This window comes from Acinetobacter sp. ANC 4654, assembly GCF_002135425.1.
Classification (GTDB): domain Bacteria; phylum Pseudomonadota; class Gammaproteobacteria; order Pseudomonadales; family Moraxellaceae; genus Acinetobacter; species Acinetobacter kyonggiensis.
In genome coordinates this window covers 51,246-72,650 of the sequence record NZ_NEGL01000001.1, presented here as the reverse complement: position 1 = coordinate 72,650, position 21,405 = coordinate 51,246, and the positions used below count along the sequence as shown (strand labels likewise).

Annotated in this window: 22 protein-coding genes; 9 read left to right on the top strand and 13 right to left on the bottom strand. The window is 38.2% G+C overall.

Features of this window, described 5'->3' with window-relative positions:
* Positions 1-20: 20 nt before the first annotated feature.
* The 6 genes from hscB to B9T24_RS00360 form a co-directional block, all read right to left on the bottom strand.
* Positions 21-536 (bottom strand): Fe-S protein assembly co-chaperone HscB, encoded by a 516-nt coding sequence (hscB, locus tag B9T24_RS00385; protein ID WP_086163993.1) that lies wholly within the window; start codon positions 534-536, stop codon positions 21-23.
* A gap of 108 nt (positions 537-644) precedes the next feature.
* On the bottom strand, positions 645-965 hold the full coding sequence (gene iscA, locus B9T24_RS00380) for an iron-sulfur cluster assembly protein IscA (RefSeq protein WP_004651784.1): 321 nt from the start codon (positions 963-965) through the stop codon (positions 645-647).
* 37 nt (positions 966-1,002) lie between these two features.
* Complete coding sequence (gene iscU, locus B9T24_RS00375; protein WP_004651785.1) at positions 1,003-1,389, bottom strand: Fe-S cluster assembly scaffold IscU; 387 nt, start codon at positions 1,387-1,389, stop codon at positions 1,003-1,005.
* 86 nt (positions 1,390-1,475) lie between these two features.
* On the bottom strand, positions 1,476-2,693 hold the full coding sequence (locus tag B9T24_RS00370) for an IscS subfamily cysteine desulfurase (RefSeq protein WP_086163992.1): 1,218 nt from the start codon (positions 2,691-2,693) through the stop codon (positions 1,476-1,478).
* Between the two features lies 1 nt (position 2,694).
* Complete coding sequence (locus B9T24_RS00365) at positions 2,695-3,168, bottom strand: Rrf2 family transcriptional regulator (protein ID WP_004651787.1); 474 nt, start codon at positions 3,166-3,168, stop codon at positions 2,695-2,697.
* Positions 3,169-3,280: 112 nt separating this feature from the next.
* Complete coding sequence (locus B9T24_RS00360; protein ID WP_086163991.1) at positions 3,281-3,928, bottom strand: hypothetical protein; 648 nt, start codon at positions 3,926-3,928, stop codon at positions 3,281-3,283.
* Between the two features lie 191 nt (positions 3,929-4,119).
* Between B9T24_RS00360 and B9T24_RS00355 the strand changes: the two genes are divergently transcribed.
* The 3 genes from B9T24_RS00355 (at position 4,120) to B9T24_RS00345 (ending at position 7,020) form a co-directional block, all read left to right on the top strand.
* Positions 4,120-4,587, top strand: coding sequence for a phasin family protein (locus B9T24_RS00355; protein WP_416224338.1), 468 nt, complete (start codon positions 4,120-4,122; stop codon positions 4,585-4,587).
* A 158-nt stretch (positions 4,588-4,745) separates the two neighbouring features.
* Positions 4,746-5,018: an HU family DNA-binding protein gene (locus tag B9T24_RS00350; protein ID WP_004651791.1), complete on the top strand. Its 273-nt coding sequence runs from the start codon at positions 4,746-4,748 to the stop codon at positions 5,016-5,018.
* Between the two features lie 133 nt (positions 5,019-5,151).
* Positions 5,152-7,020: a SurA N-terminal domain-containing protein gene (locus tag B9T24_RS00345; protein ID WP_086163990.1), complete on the top strand. Its 1,869-nt coding sequence runs from the start codon at positions 5,152-5,154 to the stop codon at positions 7,018-7,020.
* Between the two features lie 60 nt (positions 7,021-7,080).
* Here B9T24_RS00345 and B9T24_RS00340 read toward each other — a convergent pair whose 3' ends face one another.
* Positions 7,081-7,953 carry a DUF2797 domain-containing protein gene (locus B9T24_RS00340; protein WP_086163989.1) on the bottom strand — a complete coding sequence of 291 codons (873 nt, stop codon included), beginning with the start codon at positions 7,951-7,953 and terminating at the stop codon, positions 7,081-7,083.
* 31 nt (positions 7,954-7,984) lie between these two features.
* On the opposite strand from B9T24_RS00340, the gene B9T24_RS00335 reads away from it, so the two are divergent.
* Positions 7,985-8,455: a DUF6231 family protein gene (locus B9T24_RS00335; protein WP_086163988.1), complete on the top strand. Its 471-nt coding sequence runs from the start codon at positions 7,985-7,987 to the stop codon at positions 8,453-8,455.
* Positions 8,456-8,603: 148 nt separating this feature from the next.
* Here the strand turns inward: B9T24_RS00335 and B9T24_RS00330 are convergent, their stop codons facing one another.
* The 3 genes from B9T24_RS00330 to B9T24_RS00320 are packed head-to-tail and all read right to left on the bottom strand — an operon-like array spanning position 8,604 to position 10,570.
* The gene (locus tag B9T24_RS00330) at positions 8,604-9,221 is read right to left on the bottom strand and encodes an OB-fold-containig protein (protein WP_086163987.1); all 618 of its coding nucleotides are present in this window, start codon (positions 9,219-9,221) and stop codon (positions 8,604-8,606) included.
* An 18-nt stretch (positions 9,222-9,239) separates the two neighbouring features.
* Positions 9,240-9,551, bottom strand: coding sequence for a Rieske (2Fe-2S) protein (locus B9T24_RS00325; RefSeq protein ID WP_167356295.1), 312 nt, complete (start codon positions 9,549-9,551; stop codon positions 9,240-9,242).
* A gap of 14 nt (positions 9,552-9,565) precedes the next feature.
* Positions 9,566-10,570, bottom strand: a complete 1,005-nt coding sequence (locus tag B9T24_RS00320) for an adenosine kinase (RefSeq protein WP_086163985.1) — start codon at positions 10,568-10,570, stop codon at positions 9,566-9,568.
* Between the two features lie 137 nt (positions 10,571-10,707).
* On the opposite strand from B9T24_RS00320, the gene B9T24_RS00315 reads away from it, so the two are divergent.
* The 4 genes from B9T24_RS00315 (at position 10,708) to B9T24_RS00300 (ending at position 16,556) form a co-directional block, all read left to right on the top strand.
* Positions 10,708-11,157, top strand: coding sequence for a GNAT family N-acetyltransferase (locus tag B9T24_RS00315; RefSeq protein ID WP_086163984.1), 450 nt, complete (start codon positions 10,708-10,710; stop codon positions 11,155-11,157).
* A gap of 337 nt (positions 11,158-11,494) precedes the next feature.
* On the top strand, positions 11,495-12,262 hold the full coding sequence (locus tag B9T24_RS00310; protein WP_086163983.1) for a hypothetical protein: 768 nt from the start codon (positions 11,495-11,497) through the stop codon (positions 12,260-12,262).
* 179 nt (positions 12,263-12,441) lie between these two features.
* Entirely contained in the window at positions 12,442-15,381 is a 2,940-nt protein-coding gene (locus B9T24_RS00305; protein ID WP_086163982.1) for an insulinase family protein, read from the top strand.
* A 20-nt stretch (positions 15,382-15,401) separates the two neighbouring features.
* Positions 15,402-16,556 (top strand): phospholipase A, encoded by a 1,155-nt coding sequence (locus B9T24_RS00300; RefSeq protein ID WP_086163981.1) that lies wholly within the window; start codon positions 15,402-15,404, stop codon positions 16,554-16,556.
* 428 nt (positions 16,557-16,984) lie between these two features.
* Here B9T24_RS00300 and B9T24_RS00295 read toward each other — a convergent pair whose 3' ends face one another.
* On the bottom strand, positions 16,985-18,325 hold the full coding sequence (locus B9T24_RS00295; RefSeq protein WP_086163980.1) for a TrkH family potassium uptake protein: 1,341 nt from the start codon (positions 18,323-18,325) through the stop codon (positions 16,985-16,987).
* A 3-nt stretch (positions 18,326-18,328) separates the two neighbouring features.
* Entirely contained in the window at positions 18,329-18,979 is a 651-nt protein-coding gene (locus B9T24_RS00290; protein WP_086163979.1) for a potassium channel family protein, read from the bottom strand.
* A 293-nt stretch (positions 18,980-19,272) separates the two neighbouring features.
* Between B9T24_RS00290 and B9T24_RS00285 the strand changes: the two genes are divergently transcribed.
* Positions 19,273-19,818: a hypothetical protein gene (locus B9T24_RS00285; RefSeq protein ID WP_086163978.1), complete on the top strand. Its 546-nt coding sequence runs from the start codon at positions 19,273-19,275 to the stop codon at positions 19,816-19,818.
* 46 nt (positions 19,819-19,864) lie between these two features.
* Here B9T24_RS00285 and ilvA read toward each other — a convergent pair whose 3' ends face one another.
* Positions 19,865-21,403, bottom strand: a complete 1,539-nt coding sequence (gene ilvA / locus B9T24_RS00280; RefSeq protein WP_086163977.1) for a threonine ammonia-lyase, biosynthetic — start codon at positions 21,401-21,403, stop codon at positions 19,865-19,867.
* Positions 21,404-21,405: the final 2 nt, after the last annotated feature.

The following is a 21,405-nucleotide window of genomic DNA, read 5'->3' as shown; positions in this document are numbered from 1 at the left end:
CGTCTAAAAGTAAAAATAAATTAAAAATCATCATCAAGATCGAAAGAGTCATCATCTAAAAAACGATCTTCAGCTTTGTTAATATCAGCCATGACTTTTTGAAAAAAGCGTAATTTTCGCACTGTATCGCGCGCTTCAGCCCAATCTTCTTCAGTATAGTCAATTTTAAATTCACGCACTAAGCTGTCAATCCATTGTTGGACTTCTTCTTTAAGTGAAATTAAATCGTCAGCCGAGTGGGCTTCATCAAGCTGTTCACGAATTTCTAGTGCAGATTGTAAGAATTCAAAATCGCTGATGGATTGATCAAGGAGGTGATCTTGTTTTTTTAACGAAAGCAGATATCCCGCACGACTATCAACTTGAGATAGAACTTTAAAAGCTTGATTGATCTCGCTAGATTTAATGAGCGCTTGATCTTTATCTTCGGCTTTATCTGGGTGATATTGTTGCTGCAATTTTAAAAATTCATTTTTTAAAACGGCTAAATCAATATCGAGTTCTACTGGAAGATTGAACAACTCAAAATGATTCATGGGAGATTTGATCCGCGAAAGTTCTATAAAATAATTGAAAATTAAATGCAATTAAAACAGTGTATTGTACACTGTTTTAATGCTTAAAAAGAGAATATAAGAGGTTGATTAAACAGTGAAAGATTCACCACAACCACATTCACCTTTTTTATTGGGGTTGTTAAATTCGAAGCCTTCGTTTAGACCATTTTTTACATAGTCCATTTCTAAACCTTCTAAATAGACACTGCTTTTAGGGTCAACGAAAACTTTAACGCCAAACTGTTCAAAAACTTGATCATGTGTATCAACTTCGTCTACGAATTCGAGTACATAAGCCAAACCAGAACAGCCTGAAGTTTTCACGCCAACGCGAATGCCTTCACCCTTACCGCGATTTTCTAAGTAATTGCTGATATGAGTTGCAGCATTTTCAGTTAAATGAATCATGAAAACTCCATTATTCCTTATTCAAAACTTAAAATAATTAAGCTTTAGCTTTTTTGCTGCGGTAGTCTTCAACAGCAGCTTTAATTGCATCTTCAGCAAGTACAGAGCAGTGTACTTTCACTGGAGGAAGCGCAAGTTCAGTGGCAATATCAATGTTTTTGATTGCTTGCGCTTGGTCTAAAGTTTTACCTTTAAGCCATTCAGTGACAAGCGAACTTGAAGCAATAGCAGATCCGCAACCATAGGTTTTGAAACGTGCTTGTTCAATCACACCATTGTCATCCACTTGGATTTGAAGGCGCATAACATCACCACAAGCGGGTGCACCGACCATACCTGTACCAACATTTTCAGCATTTTTGTCTAAAACGCCAACATTACGAGGGTTTTCGTAATGATCAATTACTTTTTCACTATAAGCCATGATGCGTCTCCAAAACTCGGGGTCAGCCTAATAAGATTTAATATGAGGGCATCTGCATGGAATTTCCATGCGATGCCATGAATAAATTAGTGTTCAGCCCATTCTACTGTAGAGAGATCGATACCTTCTTTGTACATATCCCAAAGAGGAGAAAGATCACGTAATTTATCTACAGCTGCTTTGGTGATTTCAAGGACATGGTCGATGTCTTCTTCAGTCGTATATGTACCGAAGCTGAAACGAATCGAACTGTGCGCAAGTTCATCAGACAAACCTAATGCACGAAGCACATAAGAAGGTTCAAGTGTTGCAGATGTGCATGCAGAACCAGATGAAACAGCAGCATCTTTCAATGCCATCATCAATGATTCACCTTCCACAAAGTTAAAACTTACGTTTAAGTAGTTTGCAACATTGTATTCAGGATGACCGTTTAAGAACACTTGTTCTAAACCTTGTAAGCCGTTCCAAAGTTTGTCACGTAATACACGAATACGTTTTTGTTCAGACTCTAGGTTTTTGCCTGCAAGTTCAAATGCTTCACCCATGCCGACAATTTGATGCGTTGCCAATGTACCTGAACGCATACCACGCTCATGACCACCACCGTGCATTTGAGCTTTTAGGCGGACACGTGGGCTACGACGTACAAAAAGTGCGCCCATGCCTTTAGGGCCATAAATTTTATGTGCTGAAAAACTCATCAAATCAACTTTCATGGTTGAAAGATCAATTTCAACTTTACCCGCAGCTTGAGCAGCATCGACATGGAAATAAGTTTTATTTGCACGTGTGATTTCGCCAATTGCGGCTACATCAGTTACAGTACCAATTTCGTTGTTGACCATCATGAGTGAAACAAGCACGGTATCTGGACGAATGGCTGCTTTCACCATTTCAGCTGTGATTAAACCCGTCTTTGGCTCTGGCTCAAGATAGGTGATTTCAAAGCCTTCTGCTTCAAGTTCACGACAAGTGTCTAAAATTGCTTTATGTTCAATTTTACTGGTAATGATGTGTTTGCCTTTAGAGGCATAAAATTGAGCAACACCTTTTAATGCAAGGTTGTCGGATTCAGTTGCACCTGAAGTCCACACGATTTCACGTGGGTCGGCTTTAATTAAATTAGCGACTTGTTCACGTGCATATTCGACTTTTTCTTCTGCCTGCCAACCGTAAGCATGGGAACGAGATGCTGCATTACCGAAAATACCGTCGAAAGTTAGGCATTCCATCATACGTTCTGCGACTTGAGGGTCTACAGGAGTTGTTGCTGCATAATCAAGATAAATCGGACGTTTCATGTCAAATACCTGTAACCGATAAAAGGGCTGAATCAAATGATGGTGTATTTTGGCGAATCGCAACGGTTTGCACGTTGTCTCTTGCTACAAGGTCTGCCAGTGTGATTTTTGCTAAATAATCGGCGATGTGGTGGGAGAGTTCTTGCCATAAATCATGAGTTAAGCACATTGCACCATTTTGGCAGTTACCTTTATGGTCACAACGTGTTGCGTCAACTGTTTCGTTTACAGCTTCAATAATTTCTAACACAGTGATTTCTTCAGCGCTACGAGCGAGGTGGTAACCACCGTTGGCACCACGAACACTAGAAACTAAGCCGTGACGCTTTAATTTCGCAAATAACTGCTCAAGATAAGCCACAGAAATAGTTTGACGGGCTGCAATTTCAGCAAGCGTGATCGTTTGTTCGGTTGGCTGCAAAGCTAAATCAAGTAGAGCAGTCACTGCGTAGCGACCGCGAGTAGTAAGACGCATGATTCGATACACATGTTAAGACTAGATGTGTCGATTTTAAGAATCCTGACTAAAATAGTCAAGTTTTTTATGAGGCTTTAATTTGTTTTGTTTTATAAGAAAAATTATATATTTATGCAAGCCATAAATTATACACTAATAATGCAATTAAAAGCATGGTGGTTACAATAAATGCAATGTTGGTTCTTTTCTGTTTTTGCTCCAGACGACGAATACGGTTCTTATATTGTTTGACTTCCACATGTAAACTATTAATGGTTGAGCGTTGTTGGTCAATTTTTTCTAATAGGGGTGCAATACGTTTTTTTGAGGAAATGATATCTTGTTCATCAGTTGGTTCGGTTAACCATTGTTTCCAGTCAGATAAAACTTTTGGCACACTAAACAATAAAGCTAAATCGCGAAATTCATCTTTTAAAGTGATATCACCATCAATCCGCATTTTTTTAATACTGCGGCGATTCGCCAAAACAAAGACTTTAATTAAGTCCATTAGCGTGGTACGGATATCAAGATCTACAACTTGCTCTGGCGCTTTGGTGTCAAACAAAATGCCATGTTCAGTAAATTGAACATAAAAATCAAAATAAGGTAAATAACTATTAATTTTGATGGAAACTTTTTGCTCTATAAACTTTTTAGCTTGTAAACCGACGACACGATCATGTTTCAAAATGAAGGTGAAAATTGTTTCCAAAACAATCATCGTCATTGTAAGCAACAAATGTGGTTGATTTTGACTTTGTTGCGATTCACTCATAAAACTTAATCCTTCCCTGAAATAGAGCATCCTAGCTTGTAAAAATACTTCAGGACTTTAATCAAATACATAATAATCTTGCTTTGTAGAACAGTTTAGCAAATCGATCAAGTGTTTAGTTTGCTATTATGAGGCTATTTTATGGGTAAATATATTAAGCGGTATAAAAAATAATCGGGAGAATGGGGAAAATGGATAAACAAATAAAAGATCAAAATGTTGATCAAGAAAAACAGGAAAATTCCGATAAAACAAAGAATAAGCTACGTTCAGGTCGTAAGTCGAGTCTGGATTTTCGTAAATATACCCAGCAAATTTGGCTTGCTGGATTGGGTGCTTTTTCACGTGCTGAGGAAGAGGGAAATAAATTATTTGACTCCTTAGTCAAGGTCGGTGAAGAGTTAGAATCGAAAACGACGGAAATTGCTGATCAAACGGTTGAAAAAGTGTCGGAGAAAGCAAAAGACTCGGTTACCGATACCAAAGATAAAGTCGAAAAGTTACTTGATCAAAGTGTTAATCATTCACTAAACCGAATTGGTTTAGTCACAGTAAAAGATATTCAGTACTTAGAAAGTCTCATATTACAGTTACATAGTAAGGTTGATTTTTTGGTTGAAGAAAATAAACTTTTAAAAGAGCGAATTGTAAAAAAATGAAACAATTTTACTTTTTCTTCATTTTTCAACAATTTTTTTCACATTTATTTTGCAGAAATGCAGATCGATAGTATTGCCTTTTGCCCCAAAGCATTGCTATAAAGATGTCATGGAATCCTTAGACCTTAAATAAACGATATTAAGAGGACGTAATCTTCATGAATAAATCAGAATTAATCGATGCAATTGCAGAGAAAGGGGGATTGTCTAAGACTGATGCAGGTAAAGCCTTAGATGCGACAATTGCTTCTATTACTGAAGCGCTTAAATCTGGTGATACTGTTACACTTGTTGGTTTTGGTACATTCAACGTTAAAGAACGTGCAGCGCGTACTGGTCGTAACCCACAAACGGGTGCAGCTTTAGAAATTAAAGCAAGTAAAGTGCCTAGCTTTAAAGCTGGTAAAGGTTTGAAAGATTCTGTAGCTTAATCTTTTCTAAAGCCGATAAACGCGCCGAATAAGGCGCGTTTTTTTATTAATAATGCCGATTTACAGTTTGAACTCATTCATTCGTTGTGGGTTTTCGGGTAAAATCCCTGACAAATAAAATATTGGAATACTTATGGAATCTTTTCGTAAAGTTATTAAGGGTTGGTTGGGCAAAGTTCTGCTCATTTTGTTTTTGACCCCTTTAGCACTTGTAGGTATTGAAGGATATTTTAGTGGTGGGAAGTCAGAAGACTCAGCAAAATTAGTCAATGGCCAAGAAATTTCTAAGAAAGAGTTAGAAGCACTGACCAAAACATTTAAAGAACAGTACTTGGCTTATGCTAATGGCGACGAAACTTTATTGAATCAATCCTATATTCAAAATAAAGCAATGGATAGCCTTGTTGCTCGTACCTTGTTATTACAACAAGCAGAAAAATTGGGTATTTCATTAAGTGATGCGCAGATTGAACAAATGGTTGCTCAACAACCGAGCTTTCAAGAAAACGGTAAATTTTCTGAAACCTTGTATTCAAATTATTTGCGTTCAGTCGGTATGACCAGTCAAGCTTTAATTGTGAATTTACGTCAAGACCATGCTTTAAAAATGTTGACTTCAACATTTATGGATTATGCATTGGTGAGTAAACTTGATATTCAACAAATTGCGAATTTGCAAACTGAACAACGTACTTTGCATTTGGCCAGTATTAAGCTTGATGAATATAAGAAAAATATAAAAGTTACCCCTCAAGAGATAGCAACTTATTACGACAAACATAAAGACTCATTTAAGCAAGTTGCCAGTGTAGATGTGGATTATGTTGTATTGACACCTGCAAATGTTGCACCAGCGAATACTCAAGTCACAGATGCTGAATTGCAGCAAGCCTATGCCACATTTGTGGATGCACAAAAGAAAAATATTAAACCTGTGGTAAAACATATCTTAATTGCTGCGGACACTCGTTCAGATGCTGAAGCGAAGAAACTGGCAAATGAGGTGGCTGCGAAAATTAAAGCAGGGATGACTTTTGCTCAAGCAGCTGCGCAATATTCAGATGATACTGAGTCTAAAGCCAAGGGTGGCGTGATTGAAGCATATGAAAAAGGTGTATTTGGTGATGCATTTGATCAAGCAGTGGCTGCTTTAAAATCAGCTCAAGTATCAGAACCAATTAAAACCCAATATGGTTATCATTTAATTGAAACACAAGCCGCTGTGGTTAAGCTCCCTTCATTTGAAGCTGAAAAACCACGTTTGATGGCAGAGTTGCAAAAGAACAAATCTGCCAATGTTTTTGCAGATACGGTAAATAGTCTGAATGAGTTGGTGGTGGGAAGTGATGCACTCGATGTTGTTGCACAAGAGGTTAAGGGTGTGACAGTTCAATCTGTGAAGGGCATGACATTATCTACACAACATGCAGTACTGAGCGATGCCAATGTAAAAGTTAAATTGTTTAATGATGATGTGAAAAATGGTGATCGTAATGCTTCAAGCAGTATTCAGTTAGGTAACGGTGATACTGTTTGGGTGAAAGTACGCAATTATCATGCTGCTGGTGTACAAAGTTTGGCTGAAGCGACTCCACGTATAAAAGCTAAACTCATTGAACAAAAAGCAACTGATGCTGCGAAAGCAAAAATCCAAGCGTCATTGAATAGTTTTAAATCACAACCTGCGGCAACTGTTGTAGCACAAAGTAAAATTGCATTTGAAAGTGCTGGCATTTTTACACGTTCACAAGGCTTGAAACGTGAAGTTGAACGTGCAGCATTTAGTGTGCCAGCACCAAAAGCAGGTATGTGGTCAGTGGCAACGGCATCATTGCCAAATGAGTTGGTTGTTGTGGCTGTCTCTGATGTGAATAAGACCACATCAAGTGCGTTAACGGATGAACAATTGAATGAATTGTCTAAGTTGTACCAACAACTTCGTGGGCAACAAGAATTGGATGATTACACTCAATATTTAAAATCAAAAGCAAAAATTAAATAATTTTTGCTGAAATAAAAAACCTGCGTAAACGCAGGTTTTTTTAATGGATGGGATAAAGTTTTATTCGGCGCGCAGCTTAAGTTGATAACCTGAGTATTTACGAATATTAATCACCCCAGTATCTAAAATTAAATATTGACCTTTAATACCTTGCAAGACACCACGAATAATTGGTGTTTTGTCTAGATTATGAGATTTTACTTTTTCAGGATACTGCTCTACAGGATAGATAAACTCATGCGGAAGTTCATTTTCCATCAGTTCAACGGTTTCATTGAATTCAAGGTTTTGACTAAATTCATCACGAATCATTTGAATTTTTGGTGCAAATTCGGCTACCAATTGCTCGCGAGCTTCTAGTAGATTTAGGGGGGCAGCTTCACCTTTGAGTAATTTGCGCCAATCAGTTTTATCAGCCACTTGTGTTCCAAACATAATTTCAAGTTGACCAGATAAGCGGCGTGAACCTACTTTCATAATAGGCAATGCTTGTGTTGCACCCTGATCCAACCAGCGTGTTGGCATTTGTCCAAGTCGTGTGATACCTACTTTGAGCGCACTAGAATTGGCAAGGTATACAATATGCGGTTGGAAGCAGACCTCATGGGCAAAACTATCTTCACGACAAGTACCTAAATGATAGTGACAAGTCTCTGGCTTCATAATGCACATATCGCATGAAGCTTTAGTTTTAAAACACTTGAAACAGTGACCTTGTGAATATGATTTTGGTGTTTTACTTCCGCAAGAAACACAGTAGATATTACCTGTCCATTCAATTTCAATTTCTTGACCTAAACGAAATGGAAGGTTAACTTCTGAACGATCTAGAACGAATTTATACTCTACATTTGCCTTACGTGTCTGTTGATCAGTTACACTAAGGTCCTTTAAACCTGCATGCATTTTATGGCAAATGCCTTGTAGTTCCATGGAAAACTCTCTTAATAATAAGGATGCAGTTATGGCTGAACAAAATGTCATCACTTCAATGCTAGACGATTTATTCAAAGAACAGCCGATTCAAACTGCATTGTGCATTGGTCAAAATCTTGAGCAATACGACAATAATCAATCAATTCAATGGCACCATTTTAGCGTAACTGAATTTTTAAATCTGCCTTTTACCCAGCGATATGACGTGGGTTTTGTATTGCTTGACTCTCAAGAGTTATTGGCTATTTCAAATATTCAAAAATCACAATTACTTGTAAGATTGAGAGATTTGATGGCAAAACGAATTGTTGTGGTTAGTCAGCTACAAGATGAGAAATTACTGCGTTCTTTAGGCTTTACTCAATTGATTGATAAAACTCTGCATGATCGTGATTTTGCTTTATGGCAATTTAATATACTGACGTATAAACATGTACCCGATTGGTTTAATTCCAAATTTTGGGCTAATCCTGAAAATTGGAATAAATTCCGTTGGTAAGTAATTTGTTGATACAGTTTTTATGATTGTAAGTTTTAACACTTTGTTTTTATTTGTTGATTTGAAAGTATCGTATTCCTTTATTGCACTTCTATGCAGGACAATACGATGATCAATTTAAGTACTCAGCACGCTTCTGGTGGAAATCTTAATGGTGATTTCCTGTGGTAAATAGGCTATTGGGTTTGGATGTTTTCTTGGCAATATAGTGTGATTTTTTTAAACGAATTAAAATGATCTGAGATTGAAATTCGAGCTCACCAAATTCTGGCTCAACTTGTACATAATGTAGTTGACCAAATTCATCACGAACACGTGCTTGTGCTGAGAAGCCTGGGCGTGCATTGCCACTGGAAATCGTTGCGAGTCGTCCGAGTAAACTGACTTGTTGTTTTGTTTCTACTGGTTTAATCACTTGATCTAGGCAATGAATCATAAAAACTGTAAAGAAAATTGCAATAATCAGTGCTGGAAGAATTAAGTAATAAGCAGGAAGAAATTTTTGTTGCTGAGCATAAACACAAAGTTGAAGGAAATAGCCTGAAAAGCTAAAGTTCATCAATAAGAACACCACAATTAGTGTTTTAGAGAACTTAACATTAAGGAGCGGTGATTCAGAGAGTTTTTTTGGGGATAGACTTTTTAGATATTGAGTGGGACGAATATTAAAGTAATAGCCGATGGTTTCGACCATGCTGAGCAAAATTAAAGCCAATAAACTTAAATGAAAGGGGATTAAGTTATAGTTCTGCAAAAATTCAAGCATGGTCAAATTCCATTGATTTTATTCTTCCGTGAGGTAAATTCCACCATCAGAATGCACGTTGATTGTTACTTTTTCAAGTGATTGACCTAAGCAAGGGCCAGAAATACATTCACCTGTTTCAACCAAAAAAAGCGCACCATGGGTTGAGCATTGAATATATTCACCGTCTTGATCTAAAAACTGATTTTCTAAAAATTCCAATTCAGTTTGTAGGTGAGGGCAAAGATTATTGTAAGCATAGTAAGCCCCATCACGTTGAGTGATAAAAATGGTTCTACCATCATCTGTGTCAAAAGCACGTGCTTCGCGTTCAGGAATTTCTTCCGTCATGGCAATTCTCATCATTATGCACATTCCTTTTGGAAGTTGTTTAATAGTTCCGCATAGCTTTCAACACTAAGGCGTGGGCCGAACTGTGAAACAACTTCACTTGAAATTAGAATCGCCAATTCAGCAGCCATTTGAAGACTTAAACCTGCATTTAATGCATAAAGGAATGCGCCAGCAAACGCATCACCAGCACCATTTGCATCGACAGCGGTTACAGTACGACCAGAAACTTTAAGTGTTTGTTCTGAATCAGAAATTAAAGCACCTTCTGCGGATAATGTAATGACAGTGTATTTGCTTTTTAATTGCAATTGAGTAAGTGCTGCCTCTACAGAATCGGTTTCTGTATACATCATTGCTTCTTGTTGATTGCAGAAAATCAAATCTACACCATCATCTAATAGCTCATCTAAACCTTGACGTGCATATTGCACCATTGCGGGATCAGACAGGGTTAATGCAATTTTAACCCCATGTGCTTTGGCAATTTGACGAGCTTGTTTTACAGCAAGGCAGGCAGAACTGCTGGTCGATAAATAACCTTCAATATAAAGCCATTTCGCTGTTTTTAACGGTTCAAAATTGATTTGATCTGCACTCAGTTCCGCAGTAATACCAAGGTAAGTGTGCATGGTACGTTCAGAATCTGGGCTGACCAATACCATACAAGTACCGGTTTCACCTTCACTTACAGAATGTTCGGTGGTTTGGATGCCAGCTTCATTTAGACCTTTTAAGTAAATACGACCTAATTCATCATTGCCCACACGGCAGCCGTAAAATGCTTTGCTGCCTAAAGCACTAAAAGCAACGGTCGTATTTGCAGCAGAACCACCAGATGCTTGACCTTTGTAGATTTGTGTTTCTTTTAAATTATTATATAAATTTGCTTGTGTTTCACCATCAGTCAACTGCATAGTGCCTTTTTGCAAATTTTGTTGAATAAGGAAGTCATCAGAGACTTTAAATTCTTGGTCAATTAATGCATTACCAATTGCAAAAAGATCAACAGTTGCCATGTTTTTCATTCACACTTTAAATTAAAGCGCTAAGTTTACACCAATGCTCATGATAGCTGTAGATTGATGAATAAAATTCAAGATGTGGCGCATTTATTCGGTCAAAATGCAATATAGGAAAGGATGAGGAAGGTTAGATGAATATCACGATTGATAAAGCTGAACAATTACCAACACAAATTCAGGAATTGGCGAAGCAAGCACAGAAAGAAGGATTTCAGTTTGTTGATCGATTGATTGAAGAGTATGAAAGTGGAAAAAATAGGTTCAATCAACCAGGGGAATTTCTTCTTTTTGTTTATGACGATGAAAAGCTGATTGCTTGTGGGGGGCTAAATCAGCAGTGGAATGAAAACGAAATTGATAACAGAATTGGTCGCGTACGTCGTTTTTATGTATTGCCCAAATACCGTAAGCATGGTGTAGGTAAGCAGTTGTTACAACATTTGGAAAAAAATGCTCGGGAAAATTTTTCAGCACTTTGCTTAAATACAGATACTAAATCTGCGGCTCATTTTTACCAGAAGCAAAATTATGTTTTTGTGGAAAATCACCCGAATTATAGTTATTTCAAATATTTACTCTAGTATTGGATGGCTTTAGATTATGATGCTGCTTAGCTTGGCTTTTATACTGGGTAGCGTCATAATAATGGCTGTTGTCGATTTTGTTTGAAATTTTAATTAACGCAATATCTTTTTTAAATTGATAAAATCAAAAAAATCAGTATTTAAAAAATTTAATTTTTTTATTTTGTGAAAAAATAAGCGTGGTTCAAATCATTTAAGTGGTTTTTGTGGGTAATACCCTTGATTTAAAAGCTTAAATGATGCAAAAAATTATATCGGGAATTATACCAATTTTAATATTGAATTAAGTACTTGGCTTGAACATATCCGTAAAGATTGTTGTTGAGTCTAGCTGATGAACCAGCCACAAAGTTTTGCCTCTTCCTTATCCAAATCCAAAGTGCCAGAAATAACAGCGCTCTTTTGGGTCACGAAAATATTTGCCACAACTTTTGGTGAAACAGCGGGTGACGCTGTATCTATGTCACTGAATTGGGGGTATTTAATGAGCACGGCTATTTTTGCTGTGCTCTTCATTTTACTGCTCTATTTTCAGGTGAGTGCAAAAGCATATCGACCTTATTTATATTGGTTCACCATTATTGCCAGTACCACAGTGGGTACAACTATGGCCGATTTTGTTGATCGCTCTTTAGGGATTGGTTATATCGGTGGCAGTACGTTGTTACTAAGTTTTGTGCTCCTTTCTCTTTTGGTTTGGTATAAATCGGAAGGCAGTATTTCCCCGCATAGTGTGAATTACCCTCGTGCAGAAATTTTCTATTGGTTGACCATTACCTTTTCACAAACACTGGGAACGGCTTTGGGAGATTGGTCGGCAGATACCGCGGGTTTGGGTTATAGCGGTGGTATTGTTTTGTATGTCGGTCTCATTGCATTGATTGCTGGATTGTATTTTTTGAGTCGAATTTCTCGAATAGTGTTGTTTTGGAGTGCTTTTATTTTGACCCGTCCCTTAGGTGCAGTTGTTGGCGATTTTTTGGATAAACCGCTGGCTTCTGGTGGTTTGGATTTAAGTCGCTTTGGTGCCTCTGCGGCAATTTTGATTGCAATCGTGATATGTATTTATTGTGCTTATCGACCAACGATGAAAAATATTTAATCTTTAGGGCATATTGCATTATTTTTTAACCAAAAATTAAAAATGTTGACAACGAACTTAGGAGAATAAAAAATCTATACTGAAATACACGGAAATTAGTGTTTGCACCAATCCATAGTCATGAAAGATTCAGGTATAATCGGAATAACTTATAAAGTTGTATCTGATTTGGAGATCACATGACTGTAGATGTTACTGAAACCATTACTCAAACTGTTCATCCTGCGTTTCAGTTGATACGTCAACACCATGTTGAAGCCTTAGACGTTTTTATTTCTGAATATAAACACAAAGTGACGGGCGCAACGCATTATCATTTGGCAAGTGACCTTGATGAAAATGTATTTTTAGTCGCATTTCGTACCCAGCCCATGGATTCAAAAGGTGCAGCGCATATTTTGGAACATACTGCATTGTGTGGTTCGGAAAAATTTCCAGTGCGTGACCCATTTTTCTTGATGATTCGTCGTTCACTGAATACTTTTATGAATGCGTTTACTTCAGCCGATTGGACAGCGTATCCATTTGCAACACAAAATAAAAAAGACTTTCAAAACTTGTTAGAAGTTTATTTAGACGCTGCATTTGCCGCAAATTTAAATGAACTTGATTTTGCTCAAGAAGGTATTCGTATTGAGTTAGAAGAAGGTCAACCTGTATATAAAGGTGTGGTTTTTAATGAAATGAAAGGGGCAATGAGCTCTCCTTCAGATCAGCTTTATCATCAATTGGCACATCATTTATTCCCTAAAACTACGTATCATTACAACTCAGGTGGTGATCCTAAAGATATTCCAGATTTAACCTATTCAGAGTTGGTTGATTTCTATAAGTCGCATTATCATCCAAGTAATGCTGTATTTATGACCTTTGGTGATGAATCTGCCTACCACTTACAAGAACAGTTTGAAACTTTGGCCCTGTCTAAATTTGAACAAGGTCAAACACTGTATTCAACACCTGAAACACGTTTAGCTGCGCCTATTGAAGTGACAGAAACCTATGCCGTTGATGCTGAAGATTTAACTGATAAAACCTATCACATCATTTCATGGTTATTACCTGAAGCTAGTGATATTAAATTGCGCTTAGGTATGCGTTTGGTTGAAGGTATTTTGCTGGAAGATTCAGCTTCGCCATTACGTCATTATTTAGAAACGTGTGATTATGCACAATCTACTGGCCCGATTATGGGTGTAGATGATTCAAACTTTGAAATGACATTTTTCTGTGGTGTGCAAGGTTCAAATCCAGAACATGCTGAAGAATTTAAAAACGGTGTGTTTAAGATTCTTGAAGATGTTGCATCAAAACCTGTCGACACCGATATGGTGGATGCAATTTTACATCAAATTGAATTGCATCAACGTGAAATCAATGGCGATGGTATGCCGTATGGTTTAAGCCTGATTTTAAATGGTTTAAGCAGTGTGATTCATCACAGTGACCCCATTCATGTTTGGGATGTTGACAGCGCGATTGAGCAAGTTAAAGAAGAACTTAAAGATCCAATGTGGTTGTCGAATCTGATTAAAATCTATCTGATTGATAATTCGCATCGCGTACAAATGACTTTGGTGCCAGATGCCAACAAGTCAGCCGCTGAAGCCGAAGCAGAAAAAGCACGTTTGGCTGAAATTGGTGGCAAACTGACTGAAGAACAAAAGGCTGAAATTATTGCGCAAACAGAAGCGTTAAAAGTACGTCAAGATACACCTGATGACCTGAACTTGTTACCAAAAGTAGGGCTAGAAGATGTGCCTGCTGATTTGCATATTGTACAAGGTCAATTGCGTGAAATTATCAGCAATGGTTTAGATACGCCACTGAATTTGTACCATGCAGGAACCAATGGTATTTACTACCAGCAAGTGACCGTTAAAATTCCTGACGAGGTTGTACAGTCGCCATATTTTACTTTGCTGTCGGTGTTATTGGGTGAAGTGGGTGCTGGAGAATATGATTATCTCGAGTTACAACAACTGCAAACCGCGGTCAGCGGTGGTGTGGGGATGGGTGCATCTTTACGCTCAAAAGTGGATGACAAAAACAAAATTAGTGCATGGTTAACGCTCACGACGAAATCGTTGGTGAATAATTTTGAAGCCATTCGTTTATTGAAGTTGGCATTTGAACAACTCCGTTTTGATGAAAAAGACCGCATTATTGAATTATTACAACAACGTAAAACCCATTGGCAGTCGCGTTTGTCAGGTTCAGGTCATAGTTATGCAATGCAGATTGCATCACGTAACTGTGGTGCTTTAGCGCAACGTGATTATCAAAATACGGGCTTAGGCGCGCTGAATTGGTTAGGTGACTTGGTTGCTAAAATTGAAAATGATGAAGCGGCTTATGATGCTTTAATTGTGGAACTAAAAGCAATTCACCGTCTACTCTTGCAAGCACCAAAGCAATTTCTATTGGTGTCTGAAGAACATCAATCTGATGCTCTAGTTGAAGAAATTCAAGTTGTTTGGGATAAGTTAGCTGTAGATAAAACTCCTGTGGAATTGTCAACAATTAGCACGGAAAATAGTACGAAAGATGAGGCTTGGTTAATTCAAGCCAATGTTCAATTCTGCGCTTTAGCTTATCCTGCTGTCGAAGTTTCTCATCCTGATGCAGCACCTCTAATGGTATTGGCTGCTTACTTACGCAATGGTTTCTTGCATAGTGCTATTCGTGAAAAAGGTGGCGCTTACGGTGGTGGTGCAAGCTACGATGGCAATGCTTGTTCATTCCGTTTTTATAGTTATCGTGATCCGCGTTTGGCAGAAACATTTAAAGACTTTGAAGCAAGTATTGTTTGGTTGTTGAATACCGAACATCAACCTCATCAGCTAGAAGAAGCGATTTTAGGCTTAATTGCGAGCATGGATAAACCTGGTTCTCCTGCGGGTGAAGCGATTAGTGCTTGTTATGCTTTATTGCATGCACGTACACCAGCGGTAAGAAAGCAATTGCGTGCACGTTTGCTTGCAGTCAGTTTGGATGATTTGAAACGCGTGGCGCAACACTATCTTGTTCAGCAAACACCTGTGAGAGCAGTTGTTGCACCCGTGGCTAAACGTGATACCTTGTTAGAATTAGGTTTTGACATTAAACAAGTAAATTAAAAATAATAGGGTGGGTTAATATGGCGTTCAAAAGAATTGAACGCACTACTTTGCAACTGAGCATGATTATGCTCAGTTCATTGTATGTGGCGAATGTACATGCTGTAAATCCAGAGTCTTTGATTGCGCCAGCAAGCCCAGAAGCCTGCGTGGCATTAGAATCGAATGCTGATCGTTTGGTTTGTTACGATACTTTATTTAAAGTGCCTGAGGCAGAAAAACCAGCACTTCTTTCTGAACGTCAAGCCGCAAATGAACTGACTCCTGAACCGACCCAACCAGAAACACTAAAAGAAAAAATTAGTCATGGTGTGAGTAATGTCTTTGCTGCTGAAGGCCCAGCGATTAACCCGAATACGTCTTTGCTGGATAAGCGTTGGGAACTGTCGACTGCCAGTAAACTTGGAACATGGAATATTCGTGCGCATCAGCCCGTCTATCTGATGCCGGGATTTTGGACTTCTGATAAAAATGAACGTCCATCGAGTCCGAATGAAAACAATACGGTGCCAGCTGGTGAGGAACTCAACTTAACCTCTATGGAAGCCAAGTTTCAGTTATCGTTAAAAACCAAGGCACTGGAAAATTTATTTGGTGATAATGGGGATGTTTGGCTGGGCTATACACAATCATCGCGTTGGCAGGTTTATAATGCTGATGAATCACGTCCTTTTCGTGAAACCAACTATGAGCCTGAAGCAAGCTTGGTGTTTCGAACCAATTATGAAATATTGGGCTTAAATGCACGTTTATTGGGTGTAACCCTGAACCATCAATCGAATGGGCGAGCAGATCCATTATCACGGAGTTGGAACCGCATCATGTTCAATGTTGGTTTTGAACGGGATAATTTTGCCTTGATGCTACGTCCTTGGTATCGTATTGAAGAAGATGCGAAAGATGATAACAATCCAGATATTAAAAACTATATTGGCCGTGGTGATTTAACCGCATTCTATCGTTGGAATGATCATGATTTTTCATTGATGCTACGTCACTCATTAAAAGGGGGTGATGATGCACATGGAGCAGCTCAATTTGATTGGGCATTCCCCATTAGTGGTAAATTGCGTGGCTATGTGCAATTGTTTGATGGTTACGGGGAAAGTCTGATTGATTATAACCATCGTGCAACTTATGTCGGTCTCGGTGTATCACTGATGAATTGGTTCTAAAATTTTTAACACCTTAAAAAGTATCTTCATTAAAGCCAGTCAGTTAAGAAATTGACTGGTTTTTTATTTTAAATTCATGATGTTATTTGATACGTGGAAACGTCATTCGCAATTGTTCGATGCATGAGGTGTACACACCGCAAGATTGAAAAAGTAAGGTTTCTGCGATTTATTAATCAATAAAAGGTATTTGGCGAGTTTTGCGGTGAGGCGCACTGCGCCGCAAGATGCCTTTCTTGCGAACTCAAAATATATTTTGAGTTTCTCATTTGGGCTTATCCAAAGTAATAGATGAGCTCCAAGTATTTGATTTAAAAATGTAAGACTCCATCGTGAAAAACTAAAAAGTTAAGGACTTTATTTTTAAAACCCTTAACTGACTGGCATTAACTCAATGGAGTGGTTTTTTGGCTTAAAGTAAATGTGATTTAACCAATTTGAATATCCGTGGGTGGGTGTTTTAAACGGCTCTTTTTAGGCGTAGCAATAAGATAAGCCAAAGTCAGCGGTCCTAAACGACCAGCAAACATCAGTAAGACTAATGCGATTAAACTTGCGGGTTGAAGTTCACTAGTGATGCCGCGCGATAAACCCACGGTACAAGCAGCAGAAACGGCTTCAAATAATAAATCTAAGAATTCTTTATTTGGCTCTAAAATAAGTAGAGTAAATAGCCCTAAAAAGATGAGTATTCCTGTAATTGAAACAACAGCGAAGGCTTTAAATGAAGTCACTTTTGATACCGAATGGTTAAATACACGGAGTTCCTCAGAGCGACGTAAAAAAGTAATCACACTAAGAATAACAATAATAAAAGTGCCGACTTTAATTCCACCCGCAGTACTGAGTGAACCTCCACCAATAAACATCAATACCATGGTCACTAAGGTTGAAGCATCACTCATACTCGCCATATCTAAGCTGTTAAAACCAGAGGAGCGTGGGACAGTTGCATGGAACCAAGCATTCACCGCTTGATCACCCAGACTCATACCTGCAAGCGTTAGGGGATTACTCGCTTCTAAAGCCCAAATGACAATAAAGGCAGCAAGGTTTAATCCCACAATCGTTGAAAGTATTAATTTACTGTTTGGACTCAGTTTTTTCCAACGATGCGCGCGTTTAATATCCATCAGGACAACAAAGCCAATTCCGCCAATAATATAAAGCATGCTAATGGTAAACGTAATGAAATAATGCTCGGAAAAGCTCATTAGACTATTTGGGAAAAGGGAAAAACCACCGTTATTAAATGCGGAAACACTATAAAAAGCGGCATAGAAAAAGGCATGAGCAAAATCGTATTCTTGCATCCAAGCAATGGTTAAAATGACAGTGCCAAGCGCTTCAAAAAATAATGAGTATAAAAGAACACCTTTAATGGTAAAAGACACTTTCGATAGGCTGGTTTGACCAATGGTCTCTTGTGCCATCACTTGCTGTTTTAAGCCAATATTGGATGACAGACTCAGGGCTGCAAGAATGGCAAAGGTCATAAAGCCCAAACCACCACATTGTAGCAACAACATAATAACCACCTTACCAAAGGTGGTGTAGGCTTCACCGACATTCACCACTGAAAGACCAGTAATAGTGACAGCAGAGGTCGCGGTAAATAGGGCGTTAATCCAAGATAATTCACCATAATGCGCAATCGGTAGTTTGAGTAATAAAGTACCGATCACAATAAAACTTAAGAAACCCAGTGCTAGCAAGCTAGGTGGGCTCAGATTAATGGTATTGTGCTTTTTATTGTGTAATCGATTCATATTTTATTTAAACCGTGTATAAAGTTTTCGGAGTGGTTCAAGTTCTCCTTCAACCACCAAAATATCCCCAACTTGTAAAACTAAATTTGGATCAATATTAAATAGAATTTCTTTTCCGCGTTTATGTAAAAGTGTTTTAATCTCTGGAGCATGTTCCATTAGGTGATGGAAGCGTTCACCTTTGATGCTGTCTTTAATTTCAATTTTGACAATGAAATGATTGTCTTCTAAACCCATATATCGACTGACCATGGGGTAGCTGAGAGATTGTGCGACACGAACGCCCATATCTTCTTCGGGGTGAATAATTTTGTTCACCCCAAGATGCGTCAAAATCATGTGATGGGCTTTGGATTTGGCTTTGACCCAAATTTTTTGAATACCCAAATTTTTAAGATGCAGTACACATAGTATACTGGCTTCAATGTCTTCACCAATAGCGACCACAACCGCTTCACAATTTTGAATATTAAGTTCGTTGAGTACATGTTCATCAGTTGCATCGGCAATCACGGCATGTGTAATTTGATCTGAAATACTTTCTACATATTTTTTATTGCTGTCGATCCCAATCACATCATGATTTAAACTCACCAGTTGCGTGGCTATAGTGGCTCCAAAACTTCCTAATCCAATTACTGCAAATTGAGCCATTCAAGCATTCCTTATCCATTTTATGTGATTTAGATTCGTAACGTGTATCTGAAAATCTGTGTTCATTTTATAAGGTTATGGTTTATGCATCTATCAGGCTTACAAAATTATATATAACAAAAACTTATTTTTAAGATGGAGCATTGTAGAAAAATAAAATGAATAGATAGCATATAAGCCTTTGCAAATTGAATACCGTCATAAAACATTCAAAAACTCTCGCTATAATTCTGCATATATAATTTTCTATTTTTATAGTGAATTTAAAGAAACTGAGCATAGAAGAATTAAAAATGGACGATAAAAAGATTTTTAAGATATTACAAAAATGGTTTTCGGTGTTGGAACTTCGGGAAATTCCTAAGAAGAAAGACCGACGTAATTTTGAGCAATTCTTGGCGTGGATTTCAGCTGAAAAATTAGCTAAGGATTTTCATACTTATTTAATGTCGGTAGATTCTGAAAATCCCTATGAAAATGGATTGGAAAAATGCGCTACTTTGCAGCATAAAAACATTGATCTTGGTTTAATACAGCAGGATATTCGTAAAAAGACCACGCCTTTATATGCACATTATGAGCAGCATAAAGAAGTTATTGGCAAATATTACAATGTAAATGATCAGGTCTTTGATCTTGTTTTTGAAGAAATTTTTACGTTGTTGAAGTCACAGGGTTTGGAGTTGTTATTGATTTATGCAGATAGAACTTACTGGATGGCTGTTCCGAATGATGATGTTAAAATCCATAAATTTTGTAAATCTTTCACCAAGCAATTTAAGGATGAAGGTGTGTGTATAGAGCACTATACACAATTAGATTGTTTAAGATCGACTTGAAAATTTGAAAAAAAGAGCCAGCTGATCACTGGCTCTTTTTTATGTGTTATTTCAAGAAACGTTGATAACCTAAGTTATTGGTAATTTCAGCATATGGATAAGTAATATTTTCTAATGTTTCAATTAAACCATCTGGGTTTTGTTTGGCATCGCTTGCTTCAAGACCCACCAGTACACGACCTTCAGCAGCACCATGATTACGATAGTGGAATAGGGTGATGTTATGCGTGGGTCCAAGACGTTCTAGGAAGGTTAATAATGCGCCTGGGCGTTCTGGGAATTCTACGCGGAATAACCGCTCATTTTCGATATCAGCATGCCCACCAACCAGGTAACGAATATGCAATTTTGCCACTTCGTCATCAGATAAGTCATCGACATCATAGTGAGCTTGTAAGAGTTCATGGATGTCATGACGCTCTTTTTCGCCACCTTTTAGACTAATGCCAACAAAGACTTGAGCGGCACTCGAAGTGCTGGCGCGGTAGTTAAACTCAGTGATATTACGACCTTGTAAAGCACGGCAGAAGTTAAGGAAGGAACCTTTTTCTTCAGGAATGGTCACGGCAAAAATGGCTTCTTTACGTTCACCGAGTTCTGTCCGTTCTGCGATATAACGTAGGCGGTCAAAATTCATATTGGCACCGCACACAATCGAAACCATGTTCTTATGTTCTAGACCATGTTGTTCGACATATTTTTTAATGCCTGCCAGTGCCATTGCACCAGAAGGCTCAACAATACTACGGCATTCATCATAGGTGTCTTTAATGGCAGCACAGATTTCATCTGTATTGACCAAAATGACATCACGTTCAACAATTGGGCCTGAGTTATCTGATTTTTGTAGTTGGATCACTTGAAATGGCTTTTCACCAATTTGTGCCACTGCTGTACCATCTGCAAACAAACCAACTGAAGGTAGAATGACACGTTCATTCGCTTCAAAAGCTGCTTTTAAGCAGGCTGATTCATCATATTCCACTGGAATGACTTTGACATGTGGTGCAACATCACCCAAGTAAGCCGCAACGCCTGCGATTAAACCACCACCACCTACGGCAACAAAGACATAGTCGACATCACGCCATTGGCGTAGAATTTCATTGGCAATGGTGCCTTGACCCGCCATGACCAATTCGTCATCGTATGGTGGAATAAAGGTCATACCTTCATCTTTTGCACATTGAATTGCGTATTTATTGGCAACATCAAATGAGTCACCATGTAAAACCACTTCACCACCTAAGCGTTTCACCGCTTGTACCTTAATATCAGGTGTGGTTTTTGGCATCACAATAATGGCGCGAATTCCCAGTTTTTGACCAGATAGAGCCACACCTTGCGCATGGTTGCCTGCTGAAGCTGTAATAACGCCACGTTCTAACTGAGATTTCGGCAATTGACTAATACGGTTATAAGCACCGCGTAGTTTGAAAGAAAAGACAGGTTGTAAGTCTTCGCGTTTGAAGCGAATATTATTGTTTAGTTTCTCACTAATTCGTGGCGCTGCTTCGAGTGGAGTTTCGATTGCAACGTCGTACACAGTTGCTTGTAATATTTGTCGAACCAAACGAGACAGCATGT

What these genes read in the sequence shown, in the direction of transcription:
- B9T24_RS00345 (WP_086163990.1), top strand. Translation starts at nt 5,152, where the DNA reads ATGGAATCTTTTCGTAAAGTTATTAAGGGTTGGTTGGGCAAAGTTCTG.
- B9T24_RS00330 (WP_086163987.1), bottom strand. Translation starts at nt 9,221, where the DNA reads ATGCTTGAATTTTTGCAGAACTATAACTTAATCCCCTTTCATTTAAGT.
- B9T24_RS00350 (WP_004651791.1), top strand. Translation starts at nt 4,746, where the DNA reads ATGAATAAATCAGAATTAATCGATGCAATTGCAGAGAAAGGGGGATTG.
- B9T24_RS00320 (WP_086163985.1), bottom strand. Translation starts at nt 10,570, where the DNA reads ATGGCAACTGTTGATCTTTTTGCAATTGGTAATGCATTAATTGACCAA.
- B9T24_RS00290 (WP_086163979.1), bottom strand. Translation starts at nt 18,979, where the DNA reads ATGGCTCAATTTGCAGTAATTGGATTAGGAAGTTTTGGAGCCACTATA.
- B9T24_RS00285 (WP_086163978.1), top strand. Translation starts at nt 19,273, where the DNA reads ATGGACGATAAAAAGATTTTTAAGATATTACAAAAATGGTTTTCGGTG.
- B9T24_RS00360 (WP_086163991.1), bottom strand. Translation starts at nt 3,928, where the DNA reads ATGAGTGAATCGCAACAAAGTCAAAATCAACCACATTTGTTGCTTACA.
- B9T24_RS00325 (WP_167356295.1), bottom strand. Translation starts at nt 9,551, where the DNA reads ATGACGGAAGAAATTCCTGAACGCGAAGCACGTGCTTTTGACACAGAT.
- hscB (WP_086163993.1), bottom strand. Translation starts at nt 536, where the DNA reads ATGAATCATTTTGAGTTGTTCAATCTTCCAGTAGAACTCGATATTGAT.
- B9T24_RS00315 (WP_086163984.1), top strand. Translation starts at nt 10,708, where the DNA reads ATGAATATCACGATTGATAAAGCTGAACAATTACCAACACAAATTCAG.
- B9T24_RS00335 (WP_086163988.1), top strand. Translation starts at nt 7,985, where the DNA reads ATGGCTGAACAAAATGTCATCACTTCAATGCTAGACGATTTATTCAAA.
- B9T24_RS00355 (WP_416224338.1), top strand. Translation starts at nt 4,120, where the DNA reads ATGGATAAACAAATAAAAGATCAAAATGTTGATCAAGAAAAACAGGAA.
- iscU (WP_004651785.1), bottom strand. Translation starts at nt 1,389, where the DNA reads ATGGCTTATAGTGAAAAAGTAATTGATCATTACGAAAACCCTCGTAAT.
- B9T24_RS00305 (WP_086163982.1), top strand. Translation starts at nt 12,442, where the DNA reads ATGACTGTAGATGTTACTGAAACCATTACTCAAACTGTTCATCCTGCG.
- B9T24_RS00365 (WP_004651787.1), bottom strand. Translation starts at nt 3,168, where the DNA reads ATGCGTCTTACTACTCGCGGTCGCTACGCAGTGACTGCTCTACTTGAT.
- B9T24_RS00310 (WP_086163983.1), top strand. Translation starts at nt 11,495, where the DNA reads ATGAACCAGCCACAAAGTTTTGCCTCTTCCTTATCCAAATCCAAAGTG.
- iscA (WP_004651784.1), bottom strand. Translation starts at nt 965, where the DNA reads ATGATTCATTTAACTGAAAATGCTGCAACTCATATCAGCAATTACTTA.
- ilvA (WP_086163977.1), bottom strand. Translation starts at nt 21,403, where the DNA reads ATGCTGTCTCGTTTGGTTCGACAAATATTACAAGCAACTGTGTACGAC.
- B9T24_RS00370 (WP_086163992.1), bottom strand. Translation starts at nt 2,693, where the DNA reads ATGAAACGTCCGATTTATCTTGATTATGCAGCAACAACTCCTGTAGAC.
- B9T24_RS00340 (WP_086163989.1), bottom strand. Translation starts at nt 7,953, where the DNA reads ATGGAACTACAAGGCATTTGCCATAAAATGCATGCAGGTTTAAAGGAC.
- B9T24_RS00295 (WP_086163980.1), bottom strand. Translation starts at nt 18,325, where the DNA reads ATGAATCGATTACACAATAAAAAGCACAATACCATTAATCTGAGCCCA.
- B9T24_RS00300 (WP_086163981.1), top strand. Translation starts at nt 15,402, where the DNA reads ATGGCGTTCAAAAGAATTGAACGCACTACTTTGCAACTGAGCATGATT.